Annotated in this window: 18 protein-coding genes and 1 tRNA gene; 12 read left to right on the top strand and 7 right to left on the bottom strand. The window is 49.6% G+C overall.

What is annotated here, in order from left to right:
• A partial coding sequence (locus VH187_RS17755) for a transposase domain-containing protein (protein ID WP_000547038.1) occupies nucleotides 1-163 on the bottom strand: 163 nt, incomplete at its 3' end.
• Nucleotides 164-294: 131 nt separating this feature from the next.
• Complete coding sequence (gene pepD, locus VH187_RS17750; RefSeq protein WP_329702777.1) at nucleotides 295-1,752, bottom strand: cytosol nonspecific dipeptidase; 1,458 nt, start codon at nucleotides 1,750-1,752, stop codon at nucleotides 295-297.
• Between the two features lie 257 nt (nucleotides 1,753-2,009).
• Here pepD and gpt point away from each other — a divergent pair, with 257 nt between their 5' ends.
• The 3 genes from gpt (at nucleotide 2,010) to crl (ending at nucleotide 4,331) form a co-directional block, all read left to right on the top strand.
• A complete protein-coding gene (gene gpt, locus VH187_RS17745; protein ID WP_329702776.1) occupies nucleotides 2,010-2,468 on the top strand; it encodes a xanthine phosphoribosyltransferase in 459 nt (152 codons plus the stop codon).
• Nucleotides 2,469-2,630: 162 nt separating this feature from the next.
• Nucleotides 2,631-3,875, top strand: a complete 1,245-nt coding sequence (gene frsA, locus VH187_RS17740) for an esterase FrsA (RefSeq protein ID WP_329702775.1) — start codon at nucleotides 2,631-2,633, stop codon at nucleotides 3,873-3,875.
• A gap of 57 nt (nucleotides 3,876-3,932) precedes the next feature.
• A complete protein-coding gene (gene crl / locus VH187_RS17735) occupies nucleotides 3,933-4,331 on the top strand; it encodes a sigma factor-binding protein Crl (protein ID WP_329702774.1) in 399 nt (132 codons plus the stop codon).
• Nucleotides 4,332-4,389: 58 nt separating this feature from the next.
• Here the strand turns inward: crl and VH187_RS17730 are convergent, their stop codons facing one another.
• On the bottom strand, nucleotides 4,390-5,487 hold the full coding sequence (locus VH187_RS17730) for a porin (protein WP_329702773.1): 1,098 nt from the start codon (nucleotides 5,485-5,487) through the stop codon (nucleotides 4,390-4,392).
• A 277-nt stretch (nucleotides 5,488-5,764) separates the two neighbouring features.
• On the opposite strand from VH187_RS17730, the gene proB reads away from it, so the two are divergent.
• The 4 genes from proB to VH187_RS17710 all read left to right on the top strand — a co-directional run bounded on the left by proB (nucleotide 5,765) and on the right by VH187_RS17710 (nucleotide 9,646).
• Nucleotides 5,765-6,868, top strand: a complete 1,104-nt coding sequence (gene proB / locus VH187_RS17725; RefSeq protein ID WP_329702772.1) for a glutamate 5-kinase — start codon at nucleotides 5,765-5,767, stop codon at nucleotides 6,866-6,868.
• 10 nt (nucleotides 6,869-6,878) lie between these two features.
• Nucleotides 6,879-8,132: a glutamate-5-semialdehyde dehydrogenase gene (gene proA, locus VH187_RS17720; RefSeq protein ID WP_329702771.1), complete on the top strand. Its 1,254-nt coding sequence runs from the start codon at nucleotides 6,879-6,881 to the stop codon at nucleotides 8,130-8,132.
• Between the two features lie 102 nt (nucleotides 8,133-8,234).
• A tRNA-Thr gene (locus VH187_RS17715) sits at nucleotides 8,235-8,310 on the top strand.
• A gap of 163 nt (nucleotides 8,311-8,473) precedes the next feature.
• Entirely contained in the window at nucleotides 8,474-9,646 is a 1,173-nt protein-coding gene (locus tag VH187_RS17710; RefSeq protein ID WP_329702770.1) for a tyrosine-type recombinase/integrase, read from the top strand.
• Nucleotides 9,647-9,701: 55 nt separating this feature from the next.
• Here the strand turns inward: VH187_RS17710 and VH187_RS17705 are convergent, their stop codons facing one another.
• The 4 genes from VH187_RS17705 to VH187_RS17685 all read right to left on the bottom strand — a co-directional run bounded on the left by VH187_RS17705 (nucleotide 9,702) and on the right by VH187_RS17685 (nucleotide 13,602).
• Nucleotides 9,702-11,687: an ATP-binding protein gene (locus VH187_RS17705; RefSeq protein WP_329702769.1), complete on the bottom strand. Its 1,986-nt coding sequence runs from the start codon at nucleotides 11,685-11,687 to the stop codon at nucleotides 9,702-9,704.
• A gap of 280 nt (nucleotides 11,688-11,967) precedes the next feature.
• Nucleotides 11,968-12,543 (bottom strand): phage polarity suppression protein, encoded by a 576-nt coding sequence (locus tag VH187_RS17695; protein ID WP_329702768.1) that lies wholly within the window; start codon nucleotides 12,541-12,543, stop codon nucleotides 11,968-11,970.
• Between the two features lie 16 nt (nucleotides 12,544-12,559).
• Nucleotides 12,560-12,802 (bottom strand): ogr/Delta-like zinc finger family protein, encoded by a 243-nt coding sequence (locus VH187_RS17690; protein ID WP_329702767.1) that lies wholly within the window; start codon nucleotides 12,800-12,802, stop codon nucleotides 12,560-12,562.
• Nucleotides 12,799-13,602, bottom strand: a complete 804-nt coding sequence (locus tag VH187_RS17685) for a capsid protein (RefSeq protein WP_329702785.1) — start codon at nucleotides 13,600-13,602, stop codon at nucleotides 12,799-12,801. The genes VH187_RS17690 and VH187_RS17685 overlap by 4 nt, the downstream gene beginning before the upstream one ends.
• Nucleotides 13,603-14,149: 547 nt before the next feature.
• Here VH187_RS17685 and VH187_RS17680 point away from each other — a divergent pair.
• From VH187_RS17680 to VH187_RS17660, 5 genes are all read left to right on the top strand, one after another.
• Nucleotides 14,150-14,416, top strand: a complete 267-nt coding sequence (locus tag VH187_RS17680; protein WP_329702766.1) for a helix-turn-helix transcriptional regulator — start codon at nucleotides 14,150-14,152, stop codon at nucleotides 14,414-14,416.
• Entirely contained in the window at nucleotides 14,413-14,970 is a 558-nt protein-coding gene (locus VH187_RS17675) for a host cell division inhibitor Icd-like protein (RefSeq protein WP_329702765.1), read from the top strand. The genes VH187_RS17680 and VH187_RS17675 overlap by 4 nt, the downstream gene beginning before the upstream one ends.
• Nucleotides 14,960-15,241: a derepression protein gene (locus VH187_RS17670; protein ID WP_329702764.1), complete on the top strand. Its 282-nt coding sequence runs from the start codon at nucleotides 14,960-14,962 to the stop codon at nucleotides 15,239-15,241. Before VH187_RS17675 ends, VH187_RS17670 begins: the two co-directional genes overlap by 11 nt.
• Nucleotides 15,234-15,683, top strand: coding sequence for a hypothetical protein (locus VH187_RS17665; protein WP_329702763.1), 450 nt, complete (start codon nucleotides 15,234-15,236; stop codon nucleotides 15,681-15,683). The genes VH187_RS17670 and VH187_RS17665 overlap by 8 nt, the downstream gene beginning before the upstream one ends.
• 70 nt (nucleotides 15,684-15,753) lie before the next feature.
• Nucleotides 15,754-16,074 (top strand): DUF5375 domain-containing protein, encoded by a 321-nt coding sequence (locus VH187_RS17660; RefSeq protein ID WP_329702784.1) that lies wholly within the window; start codon nucleotides 15,754-15,756, stop codon nucleotides 16,072-16,074.
• Nucleotides 16,075-16,082 lie beyond the last annotated feature (8 nt).

Below are 16,082 nucleotides of genomic sequence, written 5' to 3'. Positions count from 1 at the left end.
CCATCATTTCCAGCGGCAGGCGGCGCTTGCGCAGAGTGACCGTGCCGGATTCGGCAAGACAACGGGAGATGAGTTCGGGGTCGAGATAATCCCCTAAAGATGTCAGAGGGTTACGCAGAGAGTCGTATCGGGAAACGAGATCGAGAGCCTGTCCAATGTGCATAAAAAATCCGGAAAAGAGGGAGCATTTCCGGATTCTTACACAGCCACTGGATCGATCAACCGATCCTTAACTGATCGGCATTACTCCTTGCGGAGGCTTTTGTCATTTAACGATCTAAAACTATCAGCGACTTACTTCGCCGGAATCGCTTTCAGCAGTTCAGTCAGCAGCGTCCAGTATTGGCCAACGCTTTCGATATGAACTTGCTCATCCGGAGAGTGTGGTCCGGTGATGGTGGGTCCAATCGACACCATGTCCATGTTTGGGTATGGCTTTTTGAACAGACCGCATTCCAGGCCGGCGTGGATAATCTGAATGTTCGGGGTTTTGTCGAACAGGCGCTGATAAGTCTCACGCACCAGGTGCATAACCGGTGAGTTAGCGTCTGGCTGCCAGCCCGGGTAGCCGCCTTTCGGTGCGGTTTTCGCGCCAGCCATTTTGCCCAAAGATTCCAGCATGCTAACCACGTAGTCTTTGCCGCTGTCAATCAGGGAACGAATCAGGCAGATGATTTCCACGTTGTCGTCATGCATGGTGATCACGCCGACGTTCAGGGAAGTCTCTACCACGCCTTTAGCCACATCGGAATTGCGGATCACGCCATTCGGGGTCGCATTGACCAGTTGAATAAAGGTGTCGCGGGATTTTTCGCTCAGGGCGTTTTTATCGGTCGTGACTGCTTCCAGAACAACGGTCAGGTTTTTCTCTTTCGCCGCCAGTTCATTTTTCAGGATTCCCAGGAAGTCATTCGCCAGCGTTTTCAACGTTTCTGCTTTAGCCGCCGGAACGGCAACGGTAGCAAACGCTTCACGCGGGATGGCGTTACGCAGCGTGCCGCCGTTGAAATCAACCAGACGCAGGTCCAGTTCCTCAGCGTGACCGGTCAGGAAGCGTGCCAGCAATTTGTTGGCGTTACCGAGGCCCAAATGGATGTCGCCGCCGGAGTGGCCGCCTTTCAGGCCTTTCAGCGTCAGCTTAAAGCTCTCGAAACTGGCAGGAATCGCTTCACGGGTCAACGGCAGGGTGGTGATGAAATCAATACCGCCCGCACAACCCATGTAGATCTCACCTTCTTCTTCTGAGTCGGTGTTGATCAGGATGTCAGCCTGCAGCCAGTTAGCCTGAAGGCCAAACGCGCCGTCCATGCCCGCTTCTTCGGTCATGGTCAGCAGCACTTCCAGCGGACCGTGTTCAACAGAATCGTCAGCCAGCACAGCCAGCGCGGAAGCCATGCCGATACCGTTATCTGCACCCAGCGTTGTGCCGCGGGCTTTGATCCACTCGCCGTCGATATAGGGCTGAATCGGATCTTTGGTGAAGTCATGAACGGTGTCGTTATTTTTCTGCGGCACCATGTCGAGGTGCGCCTGCATCACGACGGGTTTGCGGTTTTCCATGCCCTTCGTCGCGCCTTTACGGATCAGAATGTTGCCTACTTGATCGCGTTCTGCGTGCAGACCTTTTTCTTTCGCCCAGCCCATAATATGTTCGGCAAGCTGTTCTTCGTGGTAGGACGGATGCGGAATAGAGCAGATTTTGGCAAAAATATCCCACAGCGGCTGCGGGGATAATTGAGACAGTTCAGACACGGTAAGTCTCCTTACGGCTTCCTGCAAAAATGACTTGCAGGTAATGGGTTAGCAATGACAAACAGGCGCACAGCCTGACTTGCGAGATGCCGTTGAGAATACCACTTTCTGCCCACTCTGGTAGTACGAAGCGAGCAAAAACTCCCGGCGAGACCGTTAAACACTGGTTTTTAGTGCGTCAGATCTCTATAATCTCGCGCAACCTGGAATCACCCCGAACATTTTTTAAGCCGTTTTATAGGCTGGGATACAATCACATGAGCGAAAAATACGTCGTTACCTGGGACATGTTGCAGATCCATGCACGCAAACTGGCCGCGCGCCTGATGCCCTCCGAACAGTGGAAAGGCATTATTGCCGTCAGCCGTGGAGGTCTGGTACCAGGCGCTCTGCTGGCTCGTGAACTGGGTATTCGTCATGTGGACACCGTCTGCATCTCCAGCTACGACCACGACAACCAGCGCGAGCTGACCGTGCTAAAGCGTGCAGAAGGCGATGGCGAAGGCTTTATCGTGATTGACGATCTGGTCGACACTGGCGGCACCGCAGTGGCTATCCGTGAAATGTATCCAAAAGCGCATTTCGTCACTATCTTCGCCAAACCAGCTGGTCAACCGCTGGTGGACGATTACGTGATTGATATCCCGCAGGATACCTGGATTGAACAGCCGTGGGATATGGGCGTGGTATTTGTGCCGCCAATCAGCGGCCGCTAAATATTCATCGTCTTTTCGTCCACAGGTGTGTTGCCTGCATTTCCTGTGAACGAAAATTCCCGAATATCTTCTCAAATACAGCGCCCGGTTTACCGGGCGTTGTTCTTTTTGGCGTACAGCGAGGTACAATAGACATCATGTCGTATTCATGGAGTCTATGCGATGCCAGAAGCCAATCTCAGCGAAATCCTCTTTAAGCCTCGTTTCAAGCACCCGGAAACCTCAACGTTAGTGCGTCGCTTCAATCATGGCGCCGAGACCGCGGTGCAGTCTGCGCTCGACGGGAAAAATGTGCCTCACTGGTACCGGATGGTGAATCGCCTGATGTGGATCTGGCGAGGTGTCACGCCGCAGGAAATACTCGACGTGCAGGCGCGTATCGTGATGAGCACCAATGAACGTACCGACGAAGATCTGTATGACACGGTGGTAGGTTATCGCGGTGGCAACTGGATTTATGAATGGTCGAAGCAGGCGATGCTCTGGCAACAGAAGGCTTGTCAGGAACAAGATGACATGCTCAGCGGGCGTCACTGGCTACATGCCTCAAACCTCTACAGTATTGCGGCCTACCCTCATCTGAAAGGCGACGACCTCGCGGAGCAGGCTCAGGCGCTGGCGAATCGTGCATATGAAGAGGCGGCACAGCGTTTGCCTGGCTCCATGCGAGAACTGGAATTCACCATTCCTGGCGGTGCGCCAGTGAGCGGTTTCCTGCATATGCCACCGGGCGAAGGCCCATTCCCAACCGTACTCATGTGCGGGGGACTGGATGCCCTGCAAAGCGACAACTACAGCCTGTTCGAGAAATATTTTGCGCCGCTCGGTATCGCGATGCTGACACTGGACATGCCGTCTATCGGCTTCTCGTCAAAATGGAAACTGACACAGGATTCGAGTTTCCTGCATCAGCAGGTATTAAAATCACTGCCGAATATTCCGTGGGTCGACCACACCCGCGTGGCCGCATTTGGATTCCGTTTCGGTGCGAACGTGGCAGTACGGTTGGCGTATCTGGAGTCACCACGCCTGAAAGCGGTGGCATGTCTTGGCCCCGTTGTTCACGGTCTGTTGAGCGACCCGTTGCGACAAAGCAAAGTGCCGGAAATGTATCTTGATGTATTGGCTTCTCGTCTGGGAATGCACGATGCTTCCGACGAAGCACTTCGCGTTGAGCTCAATCGTTATTCGCTGAAAACGCAGGGGCTGCTGGGGCGTCGTTGCCCTACGCCAATGTTGTCGGGTTACTGGCAGAACGATCCGTTTAGCCCGGAGGAAGAGTCGCGGTTGATCACCTCATCCTCTTCGGACGGCAAGTTGATGCAGATCCCGTTTAAGCCGATTTATCGTAATTTTGACAAGGCGTTGAAAGAAATTGCCGGGTGGATCAACCATAGATTTGGTTAATATATTGCTTAATTCTATTGATTTGGTAAAACAGTTGCATCACTAAAGGAGACTGCAATGACGTTACCAAGTGGACACCCGAAGAGTAAACTGATCAAGAAGTTCATGGCCCTTGGCCCGTACATCCGGGAAGAGCAATGTGAAGATAATCGCTTCTTCTTCGATTGCCTGGCTGTATGCGTCAATGTCAAACCGGCACCGGAGATTCGTGAGTTTTGGGGATGGTGGCTGGAAATGGAAGCACAGGAAAAGCGTTTCACTTACAGCTATCAGTTCGGACTGTTCGATAAAGATGGCGTTTGGCAGCCGAAGGTTATCAAGGATGCTGAGGTCAGTGCTCGTCTGGAGCAGACACTGCGAGATTTCCACGTGCGTGCCCGTGACTTACTGAAGACATTTGATCTGACGCTGGAGCCAGCCGAAGATGTAAAGCAGCCGGTAAGATTATCGGCTTGACCAATGAATAAATAGAAAAGGCCCCTCGTACGTGAGGGGCCTTTTATTTTGGTTAAGATTAGAACTGGTAAACCAGGCCGAGTGCCACGACGTCGTCGTTATTCAGCGCCAGTTTGTTATCATCGCTCAGCTGGTTGATTTTATAATCAACGAAGGCCGACATATTTTTGTTGAAGTAATAGGTCGCGGCCACATCGATATATTTCACCAGATCCGCATCGCCTACGCCTTCAATATCCTTACCTTTAGACTGGACATAACCGATGGACGGACGCAGGCCGAAATCAAACTGATATTGTGCCACGAGTTCCAGTGCCTGGTTTTTATTCGCAAAACCGCTGACTTTGGTATCAATACCGCCGATAGAGGCCGTTCCTGAAATAGGCGTCATGTTACGGGTTTCGGCATAAATTGCGGCCAAATAGACGCTGTTAGCATCGTATTTAAAGCCGGTCGTCCAGGCTTCTGCATCCGTTCCTTTACCGAAGCTGCTGTCCTGCTGGGTAAGCGTACGGTTGGAGTTGGAATAGGCCGCGCCGAGAGTGAAGCCGGAGTCGCCGAAATCATAGCTCAGAGAAGTACCGAAGCCGTCACCGTTGGCTTTGCTGGCAACACGTCCGTCGTTTTCGTTCTTGCCCTGGTACTGCAGCGCCAGTTTCAGGCCATCAACCAAGCCAAAGAAGTTGTTGTTACGATAGGTTGCCAGGCCATTTGCACGACCGGCCATGAAGTTATCGGTTTTAACGAAGGAGTCATCACCGAACTCAGGGATCATATCCGTATACGCTGCGACGTTGTACAGGACGCCATAGTTACGACCGTAGTCGAATGAACCGATATCACCGGCTTTCAGGCCAGCGAACGCCAGACGGGTTTTGGTGGTAGCCGGGTCGCCTTCAACCTTGTTGGCGGCAACCTGATATTCCCACTGACCAAAACCAGTCAGCTGATCGTTAATTTGAGTTTGGCCCTTAAAGCCCAGGCGGATATAAGATTGATCGCCATCAACAGCGTCGTTGTCACTCATATAATGTTCAGCTTTAACACGGCCATAAAGATCCAGTTTATTACCGTCCTTATTATAAATCTCTGCGGCCTGCGCTGCTGTGGAAGACATTACGCCCAGTACGATTAATGCCAGTGTGCTCTTTTTCATTTTTAACCCTGATTAATAGACGCGCTTTAAAATGTGGGAACTCGCCCGATGTAAAAAACAGGAAGGGTTGTAACTCTGGGAAATGAAAGTTTTATGACAAAGTAAGAATAATTTTAAATATTTGTGTTTATCTGTTTCTGTCATAAAAAAGTCATTATCTGCCGCTACGCTTCCTGATCCCGCGCAACAAAGTGCCTCGCAATCCCCTGCGGGAGTTGGCAAGCGGCCTGAGTCCTGTTACAACGTCTGTTTCGCAATAATTGAATGGCAGAGAATCATGAGTGACAGCCAAACGCTGGTCATCAAACTGGGTACCAGTGTTTTAACCGGGGGCTCGCGCCGCCTGAATCGCGCCCATATCGTGGAGTTAGTGCGCCAATGTGCGCAGCTACATGCCGCAGGGCATCGGATTGTGATTGTAACGTCTGGCGCGATTGCTGCCGGGCGTGAACACCTGGGCTACCCCGAATTGCCTGCCACTATTGCTTCAAAACAATTGCTTGCTGCGGTTGGGCAAAGCCGCCTGATCCAACTCTGGGAGCAACTTTTCTCTATTTACGGCATTCATATCGGCCAGATGCTTTTGACCCGCGCGGATATGGAAGATCGTGAACGTTTTCTGAATGCGCGTGACACGTTGCGTGCGCTGCTGGATAACCACATCGTGCCCGTTATCAACGAAAATGACGCAGTCGCCACCGCTGAAATCAAAGTCGGTGATAACGATAACCTGTCTGCGTTGGCGGCTATCCTCGCTGGGGCCGATAAGCTGCTGCTGCTGACCGATCAGCAGGGCTTGTTCACCGCAGACCCACGTACGAATCCGCAGGCGGAACTCATTCAGGATGTGCATGGCATCGACGATGCGTTGCGCGCCATCGCCGGAGATAGCGTTTCTGGACTCGGCACAGGCGGAATGGGAACCAAATTGCAAGCCGCTGATGTCGCCTGCCGCGCAGGTATCGACACCGTTATCGCCGCAGGCAGCCGCCCTGGTGTGATTGGTGACGTGATGGAAGGCATTGCCGTCGGCACACGTTTTCACGCCCAGACTTCTCCACTCGAAACCCGTAAACGCTGGATTTTTGGCGCGCCTCCGGCCGGTGAAATCACCGTTGATGAGGGCGCTGTCTCCGCAATTTTGGAAAGAGGGAGTTCATTGCTTCCAAAAGGAATTAAAAGCGTGACAGGTAACTTCTCCCGTGGTGAAGTGATCCGTATTCGTAATCTGGAAGGTCGTGACATCGCCCACGGCGTTACCCGCTATAACAGCGATGCATTGCGCCGTATTGCAGGGCAGCATTCGCAGCAAATTGACGCCATTCTCGGTTATGAGTATGGCCCGGTTGCTGTTCATCGCGACGACATGATCACCCGCTAAGGAGCTTTCAATGCTGGAACAAATGGGCATCGCTGCCAAAGCGGCGTCGTACAAACTGGCGCAGTTATCCGGACGTGAAAAAAATCAGGTTCTGGAAAAGATTGCTGATTATCTGGAAGCTCAGACCGACACGATCCTCAGCGCCAACGCGCAGGATCTGGAAGAAGCTCGTGCCAATGGCCTCAGTGAAGCGCTGCTCGACAGGCTAGCGCTGACGCCTGCGCGTCTGAAAAGCATTGCTGATGATGTGCGTCAGGTGTGCCAACTCGCCGACCCGGTAGGGCAGGTGATTGATGGCGGAACGCTCGACAGCGGTCTGCGCATCGAACGTCGCCGGGTGCCGCTCGGCGTCGTCGGCGTTATCTATGAAGCGCGCCCGAACGTGACGGTAGACGTCGCGTCGTTGTGCCTGAAAACGGGCAACGCAGCGATTTTACGTGGCGGGAAAGAGACCTGGCGTACCAATGCTGCAACGGTGAAAGTCATTCAGCAAGCGCTGGAAGAGTGCGGTTTACCAGCTGGAGCGGTACAGGCGATTGAGAGTCCGGATCGCGCGCTGGTCAACGAAATGCTGCGCATGGATAAATACATCGACATGTTGATCCCACGTGGCGGCGCAGGCCTGCACAAGTTGTGCCGCGAACAGTCAACTATTCCGGTGATCACTGGCGGGATCGGCGTGTGCCATATCTACGTGGATGACACGGCTGAGTTTGAACCGGCGCTGAAGATTATCGTAAACGCCAAAACCCAGCGTCCAAGCACCTGTAACACGGTCGAAACGCTGCTGGTGCATAAAGCACTGGCCGACACCTTCCTGCCAGCCTTAAGCCAACAAATGGCCGAAAGCGGCGTCACTCTGCATGCCGATGCTAACGCATTGGCGCAATTGCAGAAGGGGCCTGTAACGGTGGTTCCGGTACAGGTTCAGCAGTATGACGACGAATACCTGTCGCTGGATTTGAATGTGAAACTGGTCGACGATCTGGATGATGCCATCGCGCATATCCGTCTGCATGGCACACAGCATTCTGACGCTATTCTGACGCGCACGCTGCGCAACGCCGATCGTTTCATCAACGAAGTGGATTCTTCTGCGGTTTACGTCAATGCTTCAACTCGCTTCACCGACGGTGCACAGTTTGGCCTCGGCGCAGAAGTTGCTGTTAGTACGCAGAAACTTCACGCACGCGGCCCAATGGGCCTCGAAGCGCTGACCACCTACAAGTGGATCGGCTTCGGCAATGATACGATTCGTGCTTAACTGAAAAACGGGTGATGCAAAAACAGGCAGTTGATTCTAAAGGCCATTGACGCATCACCCGCAGAGTTTTAACCTTTTACCCCGTAGCCAAATCCCCTCAGTGCCGATATAGCTCAGTTGGTAGAGCAGCGCATTCGTAATGCGAAGGTCGTAGGTTCGACTCCTATTATCGGCACCATCTCAACTTCCTCAAACGTCCGTATTCATCCATAAATACCATGATTTATAACGATTTTATCGCTTTTTAGTCCATCGTTGTCCGTAACCATCCAGTAGAATCCGATACGGAATGTGTATAGGATTGTGTATATGTTCCTGTTCGGTCTTGGATTCCTATACACATGCCTTTAAACGATATGCAGATTCGCCGTGCTAAGCCTGAAGATAAATCCTATACGCTTGGGGATGGGCAAGGCTTGTCATTGCTTATAGAACCTAATGGAAGCAAGAGTTGGCGGTTCCGCTATCGCTATGCCGGTAAACCCAAGATGATCTCACTTGGCGTTTACCCAACGATCACCCTTGCCGATGCTCGTTCCCGTCGTGATGAAGCTCGAAAACTTGTGGCAGAAGGAAAGAACCCTAGTGAGGTTCGAAAAGAGCAAAAGCTGGCTCTGCAAACAGAGTCAGAGAACGCCTTCGAAAAGATAGCCAGAGAGTGGCATCAACTAAAATCTGCTAAATGGTCGGCAGGATATGCATCAGACATCATGGAAGCGTTTAAGAACGACATTTTTCCTTATGTTGGAGCAAGGCCTGTGGGAGAGATTAAACCGCTAGAGCTGCTGAACGTACTGCGTAAAATTGAGAAACGTGGTGCGTTGGAGAAAATGCGTAAAGTGCGGCAGCGTTGTTCCGAAGTGTTTCGCTACGCAATTGCAACAGGTAGGGCGGAGTACAATCCTGCGGCGGATCTCTCCAGCGCTCTCGAAGTACATCAATCCAATCATTTCCCATTTCTCAAGGCTGATGAGATACCAGATTTTTTACACGCGTTGGAGAGTTATACGGGCAGCAAACTTGTTCAGATTGCAACTAAATTACTGATGATAACAGGTGTTAGAACCATAGAACTTCGTGCAGCGTTGTGGGAAGAATTTGATTTGGATAAAGCTCTTTGGGAAATTCCGGCTGAGAGAATGAAAATGCGTAGATCGCATCTTGTGCCTCTTTCTACCCACTCGTTAAATTTTCTTTATCAACTCAAGGCAATGACTGGTAATTATCGATATGTTTTTCCGGGACGTAACGATCCTAATAAACCAATGAGTGAAGCAAGCATTAACCAACTTATAAAAAGAATTGGGTTTGCAGGTCGTGTTACCGGACATGGTTTTAGACATACCTTTTCAACGATTTTGCATGAGCAAGGTTATTCATCTGCATGGATTGAGTTGCAGTTGGCACATATAGATAAAAATAGTATCAGAGGCACTTATAACCATGCTCAATATATAGAGGGTAGAAGAGAAATGATTGAATGGTATGGGGAATTGATTTTTGACATAAAATAAATATTATTACTAATAAAAATGCTGCAGTATCAAATAATACATGCAGCATTCTCATTCAAGAATTTCCCTGAAGAGTTGAAACCAAATCCTTCGATGTGGTTTCGCTTACTTCAATAGTGTCTCGCTCAAGTTTCAATTTATCAAGCATGAATCTATTAGTTAGATCAAAGCCATCAAAGATGGTGTACCAATTTTTTACGTAGCGCTTCATTCGTGGATCGTCACCAACTAATCCCATATCGCCTTTCTGTATATGAGAGTTCATTCTGCTTTCAATTTCAAAACTATCTTTAGATATTTTACGTCCAATAAGTATAAGTTCAAAATGTAAATTCTGACTCCCGAAACCAGGATGTCTTTGAATGATCGCAGCATAATCATCAAGCTGTCTCAAATGTTTAATATTAAGAGATATACTAGGCCGTTTAATCTCAATTATAATGCATTTGAAGTATGGGTTACCATTTGAATCGAGGCAAGGGTATTTCCTAGCAAGAAATAAATCTGTTTGTCTTTTAGCACCCTCAAGTTCATTTCCTGTATCAATATCACTTTCGTCTATGTCATCTATCTGCCTGACACTATTCCTTAATTCTTTAGCTATCTTTGTGAAAGTATCTTCTTCAGCACCAATAGTTTCATAGCGCTCACCAAAAAGCCAAGTGTTATTCTCTATGATTTTCTGAAGATCAGGTGTCTCTCTTATTTCTTTATAATGATTATCCATTAAATAACGTAATTTATCGACAACAAGTCTTCTTTTCTGCAATTCTTCAATTGCGCTGATGATATTGTCAAGCTTTGTAACTCTCAATTGCTTAGAGAATTTCTCAATCCCTTCTTTATTTAAATCCAAAACGCTTTCAAGAATATCAAATAACTCCTCATTATTATTTGAAGAAGATAACTTATCTAATAGCCTCACGAAAACTTTCCTTTGTTTTGAGCTTAAAGATTCAAGTAGGACTGGATCGGCAAAATAGATATCCCTTACAATTGCCTTTATGTTATTTAGACGCCATTCTGCATATTGAGTGTCAGAGTATTCACTGTAAGAAGGAAATACACCCTCTTGTTGATAACTTTCAAGTATTGCTTCTATTCTTTTCTTAAGGAATTCATCATAGATATCTTTTGCTAAATTCCATACGAATTTTATTACGTTTTTCCATGTTGATGAATCAGCGTTGTATTTGGCTTCGGAGAAAACATCATCCCCTTTGTTACTGAAGTTGTTCGCCCATTCTGAGTTTACGAAAATAGATAAATAAAAATCTTTCTTTTGATTAAATTTGCTGGGGACTTCGAATACTTTTTTCCCCTGCGCGTTGATAAGATAAACATTGGATCTTTCTTTAGAAGGCTTTTCGTTCCATCTAAGAGCCTTTACTGAGAATAAAGCTCCATCGAAATATTGATTATATGTATAAGAATCATGCTCTGGAGGTGTAACAACTTCGCCATTGAATGAGAGAGTAAGTTGTTCGTTTAATGCTAAGTGACAACAAAACTCGCTCTGCAATCGTCTAATTATTTCATTATCTGTTGGTAAATCGTTGTGAAAATAGTTAAATACAACACAAGTTCCACTCTTGCGACCAACCAAACTTGGATGCTGCTCCGGATTGGATATATCAATGAAAGCTTGATATTTTTTTATGTCATTATCATCAATTTCTATTCTGGCGTTAACATTATCATTCTTTGTAAACCATGTGGCTTGGTGACTTAGTTTATGAAATGAAAGGCGACCTCTACCTTGAGAACCGTGAAGTTCGATATTATCTTTTTTTAAAGAGTCATCGAATCGATTAAAGTTGGAGTCGAAATCTTTAACGTCGATTCCATCACCATCATCGAGAATATATAGCGATGATAGCCCACCTAAATCATTTCTCCGTAGTTCAACGGTTACATTACGAGCCTTTGCATCAAAACCATTCCATGCTAGTTCTACAATGGACTGAAACGGTTCATAGTTCTTAAATCTCTTTTTGATACCAACATCATTGATGTTTGTTTCGCCACTTATAACATGCATGAATGTATCCTTTTCTCGCAGTGCGTATGCTGTAATGTAACAATCTTTTATAGTGTCAGCCTGATAATAAACAATATAACGCTTTTATATTTGCGCGCAATACTCTCCCCGCCACGCCTGCCCGCTTTTGAGGTGGGTTTTAATGCAGTTGCGTAAACCGGCTGAGGCCGCGCCAGAGCTGGCGCGGCAGGACGATAAAAAATCAGGATTTTGCATGCAAAACCATGCAGCGTAGGCGTGCATGGTCATTTTTTGCAAAATAGCAGATTTTTGGGGATTTTTACGCGGTTTTTTTGCGGGTCTGCTGCGCCTGTCTGCGCCGGAATATCTGGCACCGTTCGGGGGAATATTTTGCCTGAGTGTCCGTCCTGGACGCTCTGTCTGGCCGGAAGCCGATCGAGGTCAGAATATTCCGGTCATCCTCTGCATAACTGATGCCGGTCAGTGTCGTCAGGTGTACCGATAGCGCTTCACGAATGCTGGCGGCCGCCCGGTCAAGGGCTCGTTCCCTGACCCTGTCTGGCTGTCCGTTGAGGTGCATTAGCTCTGGTGCGAGGGCGGCAGACAGTGCAGAGCCATGTTCTGACATAAAGGCACGGAGCTGGCGACGGATACTGATGCGCTGTACCGCTTCATGCGCCCGGATGTAATGCCCGGCGGCCTGATTAACTTCCCATTTTCTCAGGTCAACGCGGTCACGCAGGATTTCCGGTGTATCTGCCCCGGTTATATGGCCGGTGAGTTCATACTCTCTGAACACCATTTCAGCCTGTGACAACGCAGCCTTGCAGGTCAGCCAGGACGTTTTGTTTTGCTTGCAAGCTTCAAAAGCCTGTTCCAGTGGAATGCGGTTCATCTTTGCGTCTCCTGAATCAGTGGCGTACAGATGAGCGGGCGCGGTCGAGCAAAGGGCGAGCCAGAGGGGCCACAGGGGCCGGTTCCGGCACTTCTTTTTTTGCCGGCTGGTGTATCACTTCATCTATGGATTCAACCGTGCGAAACGTGGCTGAACAGAACACGTCAACACACTGATGGTAGCTCTGCTTAACGTTGTCTGAGAGATAGCGACTGGTGCGCACATGCGCGGCTTTTTTGCAGAAAGGACAGCGCATCATGGCTTAACCCCCTGCGCTTTACTTTTGGCTGCCAGCCCTGCGCCTTTAGACATTCGGCGTAGGGGGCTTTTGTAGAGATCCATATCCACGCCGGTAAGTGCCGGACGGGTAAGGCCAAGCTGAGAAATAACCGGCTCCTGCTCCATGTTGAAATCGTAGAAGCGGCTCTGTGTAAGTACCTGTTCACCCAGCTCCTGATACAGAATTTTGTGTGGATGTTCTTCTCCATTCATTTCAAGCTCTCGTAGCCGCAGGGCGAAAGTTCGTGCCAGTGCGGGGCTGATATTTTTCATCTCGACCGCCCATTCATTCTGTGCGTAGACGGAGAATGCTCTGAGATGAGCGCAGACATATTCATTTCCCGTGGTACATGCGGCCAGCATAGTGCGGGATTTATCGTCCTTGAGGTCGCTAATCAGCCCGGTAAATTCTTCTGCCAGCTCGCGGCTGGCCGTTCGCTGGCTGTGCTCGGCTTTCATCTCAGGAGTCATCACCCCGCGCAGTTCACGAAAGCGGGTACGCCAGCTCTGAACAGCCTCGGCACTTTCTTCCAGGGCATTCTGACGCTCTTTCTCACTGCGGGTGATAGCTGCGTCGATATCGTTCAACTTAAGCATATTGCCAGTATGGGCTGTTTTTGCCTGAATAAATGACTCCAGCGCCTTGCTCAGGCTGGCCGCGGCGTTCCGGGTGGCCGTCTCATTCATGACCTTCAGGGTGCCGTCAATAATATTGCGGGTTTTCTCATCCTGAGTGCTGCCGATGGTTTTCATTACTGCGGTAAACATGTCTTTTTTCATCGTCGGGTTCTCTTTGTTTTCAACCTGACACCATTCTGCCCCGCCCCAGACAACAACTCGATCCAATGCAGTTGTGGCACATCTGGCACAAGCAAGGGCGGTTAAACCCGGCTGGCCAGAGAAAGGTCTCCGGAAAAACCTGTTTCTGTTTGTTTTTTTACTTATAACTATTCACTACTGTTCACTGGAAATTAAAAGAAGGTAATACAGTAAGTTACAGAGTGAACAGTTGACGATGAAGTGTTCACCAGGTGTTCACTACTGTTCACTGAGCTAAAAGTACTGAGTGTAAATTTTTGAATTTACAGCCTATTAATTAATGGCTTTTTTTTGATAAAAACTATTGGCATTTCACTTTAATAATTACCAATTGCTTCTAAAGGCTTCTGGCGCTAATTAGAGTCGGGCTGAGCAAATATTACTCTGTTCGTTTTTATTGTCGGCCTGATTGCCACTGTTGCAAAGGAGAAAAATATTCACAAAATAGAGCGCTACCTGATGCCGGATGGATATGCCCGGCTCTGTATGGACTTTATGAGGTAGCCTTATGCAAACAGCTTTTTCTTCTCCAGCTTCAACTCCTGCCACGCCACTGATGCCTGTATCTGGCGTCTTTCCTGAGCGTTTTCTGCGCCTGCCGGAAGTGATGCACCTGTGCGGCATTTCGCGCTCCACTATTTACGATCTCATCAGTCGTGAAGCCTTCCCGCAGCAAGTTTCGCTCGGCGGTAAAAATGTTGCGTGGCTGCACTCTGAAATTACGGCGTGGATGGCTGAGCGGATCGCAGCCCGTAACAGGAGCTACGACGCATGACGATGACTGCTTTACAAAAAGCCCCTCTTTCTGGCTTGCATCTGTTGTCTCTTTCCTGGTACAGTTTTCTCGCTGTCGCAAAATCGGCAGCCGGGCGTAGGAACCCGTGTTACTTCAAGGCGACACCAGACGCGCCATGCGTCTTTTTTTACGTCGTTGCTCAGGCACACCCAATTTTGGGGCTGTGGTGTTTCCACCTCGGCTTAACTCAGATAATGGTGGCCCGGGCGGGGCAGCCTTCGGGCTGGCCGGTTTCCTTGAAGGCCGGTATTCCTACCCCCGTCCGGGCTACCACCCATGAGTGTAGGAACTCCGGTGGTGGCAATAACCGCTACTTCAAGGAGACTGCCTTCATGGCTACGATCCCAACCCCGTCACACCACAAATTTGTCTTTGTGTTTGCCGCTGTCCGTCGCGCAGACCGTAAACCCCGTATCTGTATGCTCCGTACCGTGGCCGGTGATGAGCGCACGGCCCGCCGTTCACTCGTGCGTGAATATGTGCTTTCTCTTGCCGCCCGTCTGCCGGTTGCGGAGGTATCACATGCATTCTGAACACCTCACTCAGACCCTCTCCACGTGTCGTGATGCCGCCTTGCAGGCACACCTCAGCATTGAGGCCTACCAGAAACTCAATCGCGCCAGTGCCGTCTCGCAGTTTGTCGGAGGAGATTTACTTCGCCGTGAGATAAACGGCCTGCAACAGCTCTGGCTGCCGCAGATTTTCAGTTATCTCCACGAGGACATCAGCTATGTGCTGGAAGAGCTGAAAGATAAAGGGCTGTGCCGTGATTTTCTCGCTACCCAGGAGGTGGAGCATGTTTGATTTCCCGCAGCCGGGCGAACTGTTCCGCTCAGAAGGGTTTCCTGACGTATGCGTGGTGGGCGTTCTGGCCGACGGTATTCCGTGGGAAATGCCATACCGCTGCCCGGCGATAGTCTGGAATCCTTTCCGCGGGACGTACACCATTCTTATCCGTATTATTTCCGATGGGCGTATTACCGAAATACCCCTCGGGCGTTTTATGCGGGAATTTACCTGCTATAGCCCGGATATATTTAAACGCAGCCCGGCCAATCGCCATTCGGTTCTGAAAGAAATAGCCGCTGACCCGATATTGCAAAAATGGCGGGATAAAAATCTCGACAATTACCCGGCTGACAGACTACCGGTGAAGCGGCTCGCACCGGTGCCGCGAGTATGGCGGGATATTTCCCGGCCCGAACCGGAAATAAAACCGGATAACGATTACCACCAGTATCTGTAGTTAAAAACTGACAACAAAAATGAATTGTGCGTATTCGCGCAGGAATACGCACGTCCTCAGGAGACAAATGATGGCTGATCAGTTAACCCCTGTTTTACGTGTTGCGCTATATCGTCGCGCGGTCGCCTGTGCCTGGCTGACCGTCTGTGAACATCAGCATCGCTATCCGCTGCTTACTCTCGACACGCTGGAAAGCGCTATGACTATCGAGCTGGAGGGCTTCTATTTACGCCAGCACGGCGAGGAAACGGGCCGTCAGATCGCCTGTGCCTTGCTGGAAGATTTAATGGAAGCCGGGCCGCTCAAGGCCACGCCGTCACTGTCCTTTCTCGGGCTGGTTGTGATGGATGAACTGTGCGCCCGCCATATCACCCCACCGGCACGGCACTGAGGGAGAAA

Source organism: Scandinavium sp., assembly GCF_036271055.1.
In the GTDB taxonomy this organism is placed as follows: Bacteria; Pseudomonadota; Gammaproteobacteria; order Enterobacterales; family Enterobacteriaceae; genus Scandinavium.
Note: the sequence above shows the minus strand (reverse complement) of the source record. Positions and strands in the feature narration are given on the sequence as shown.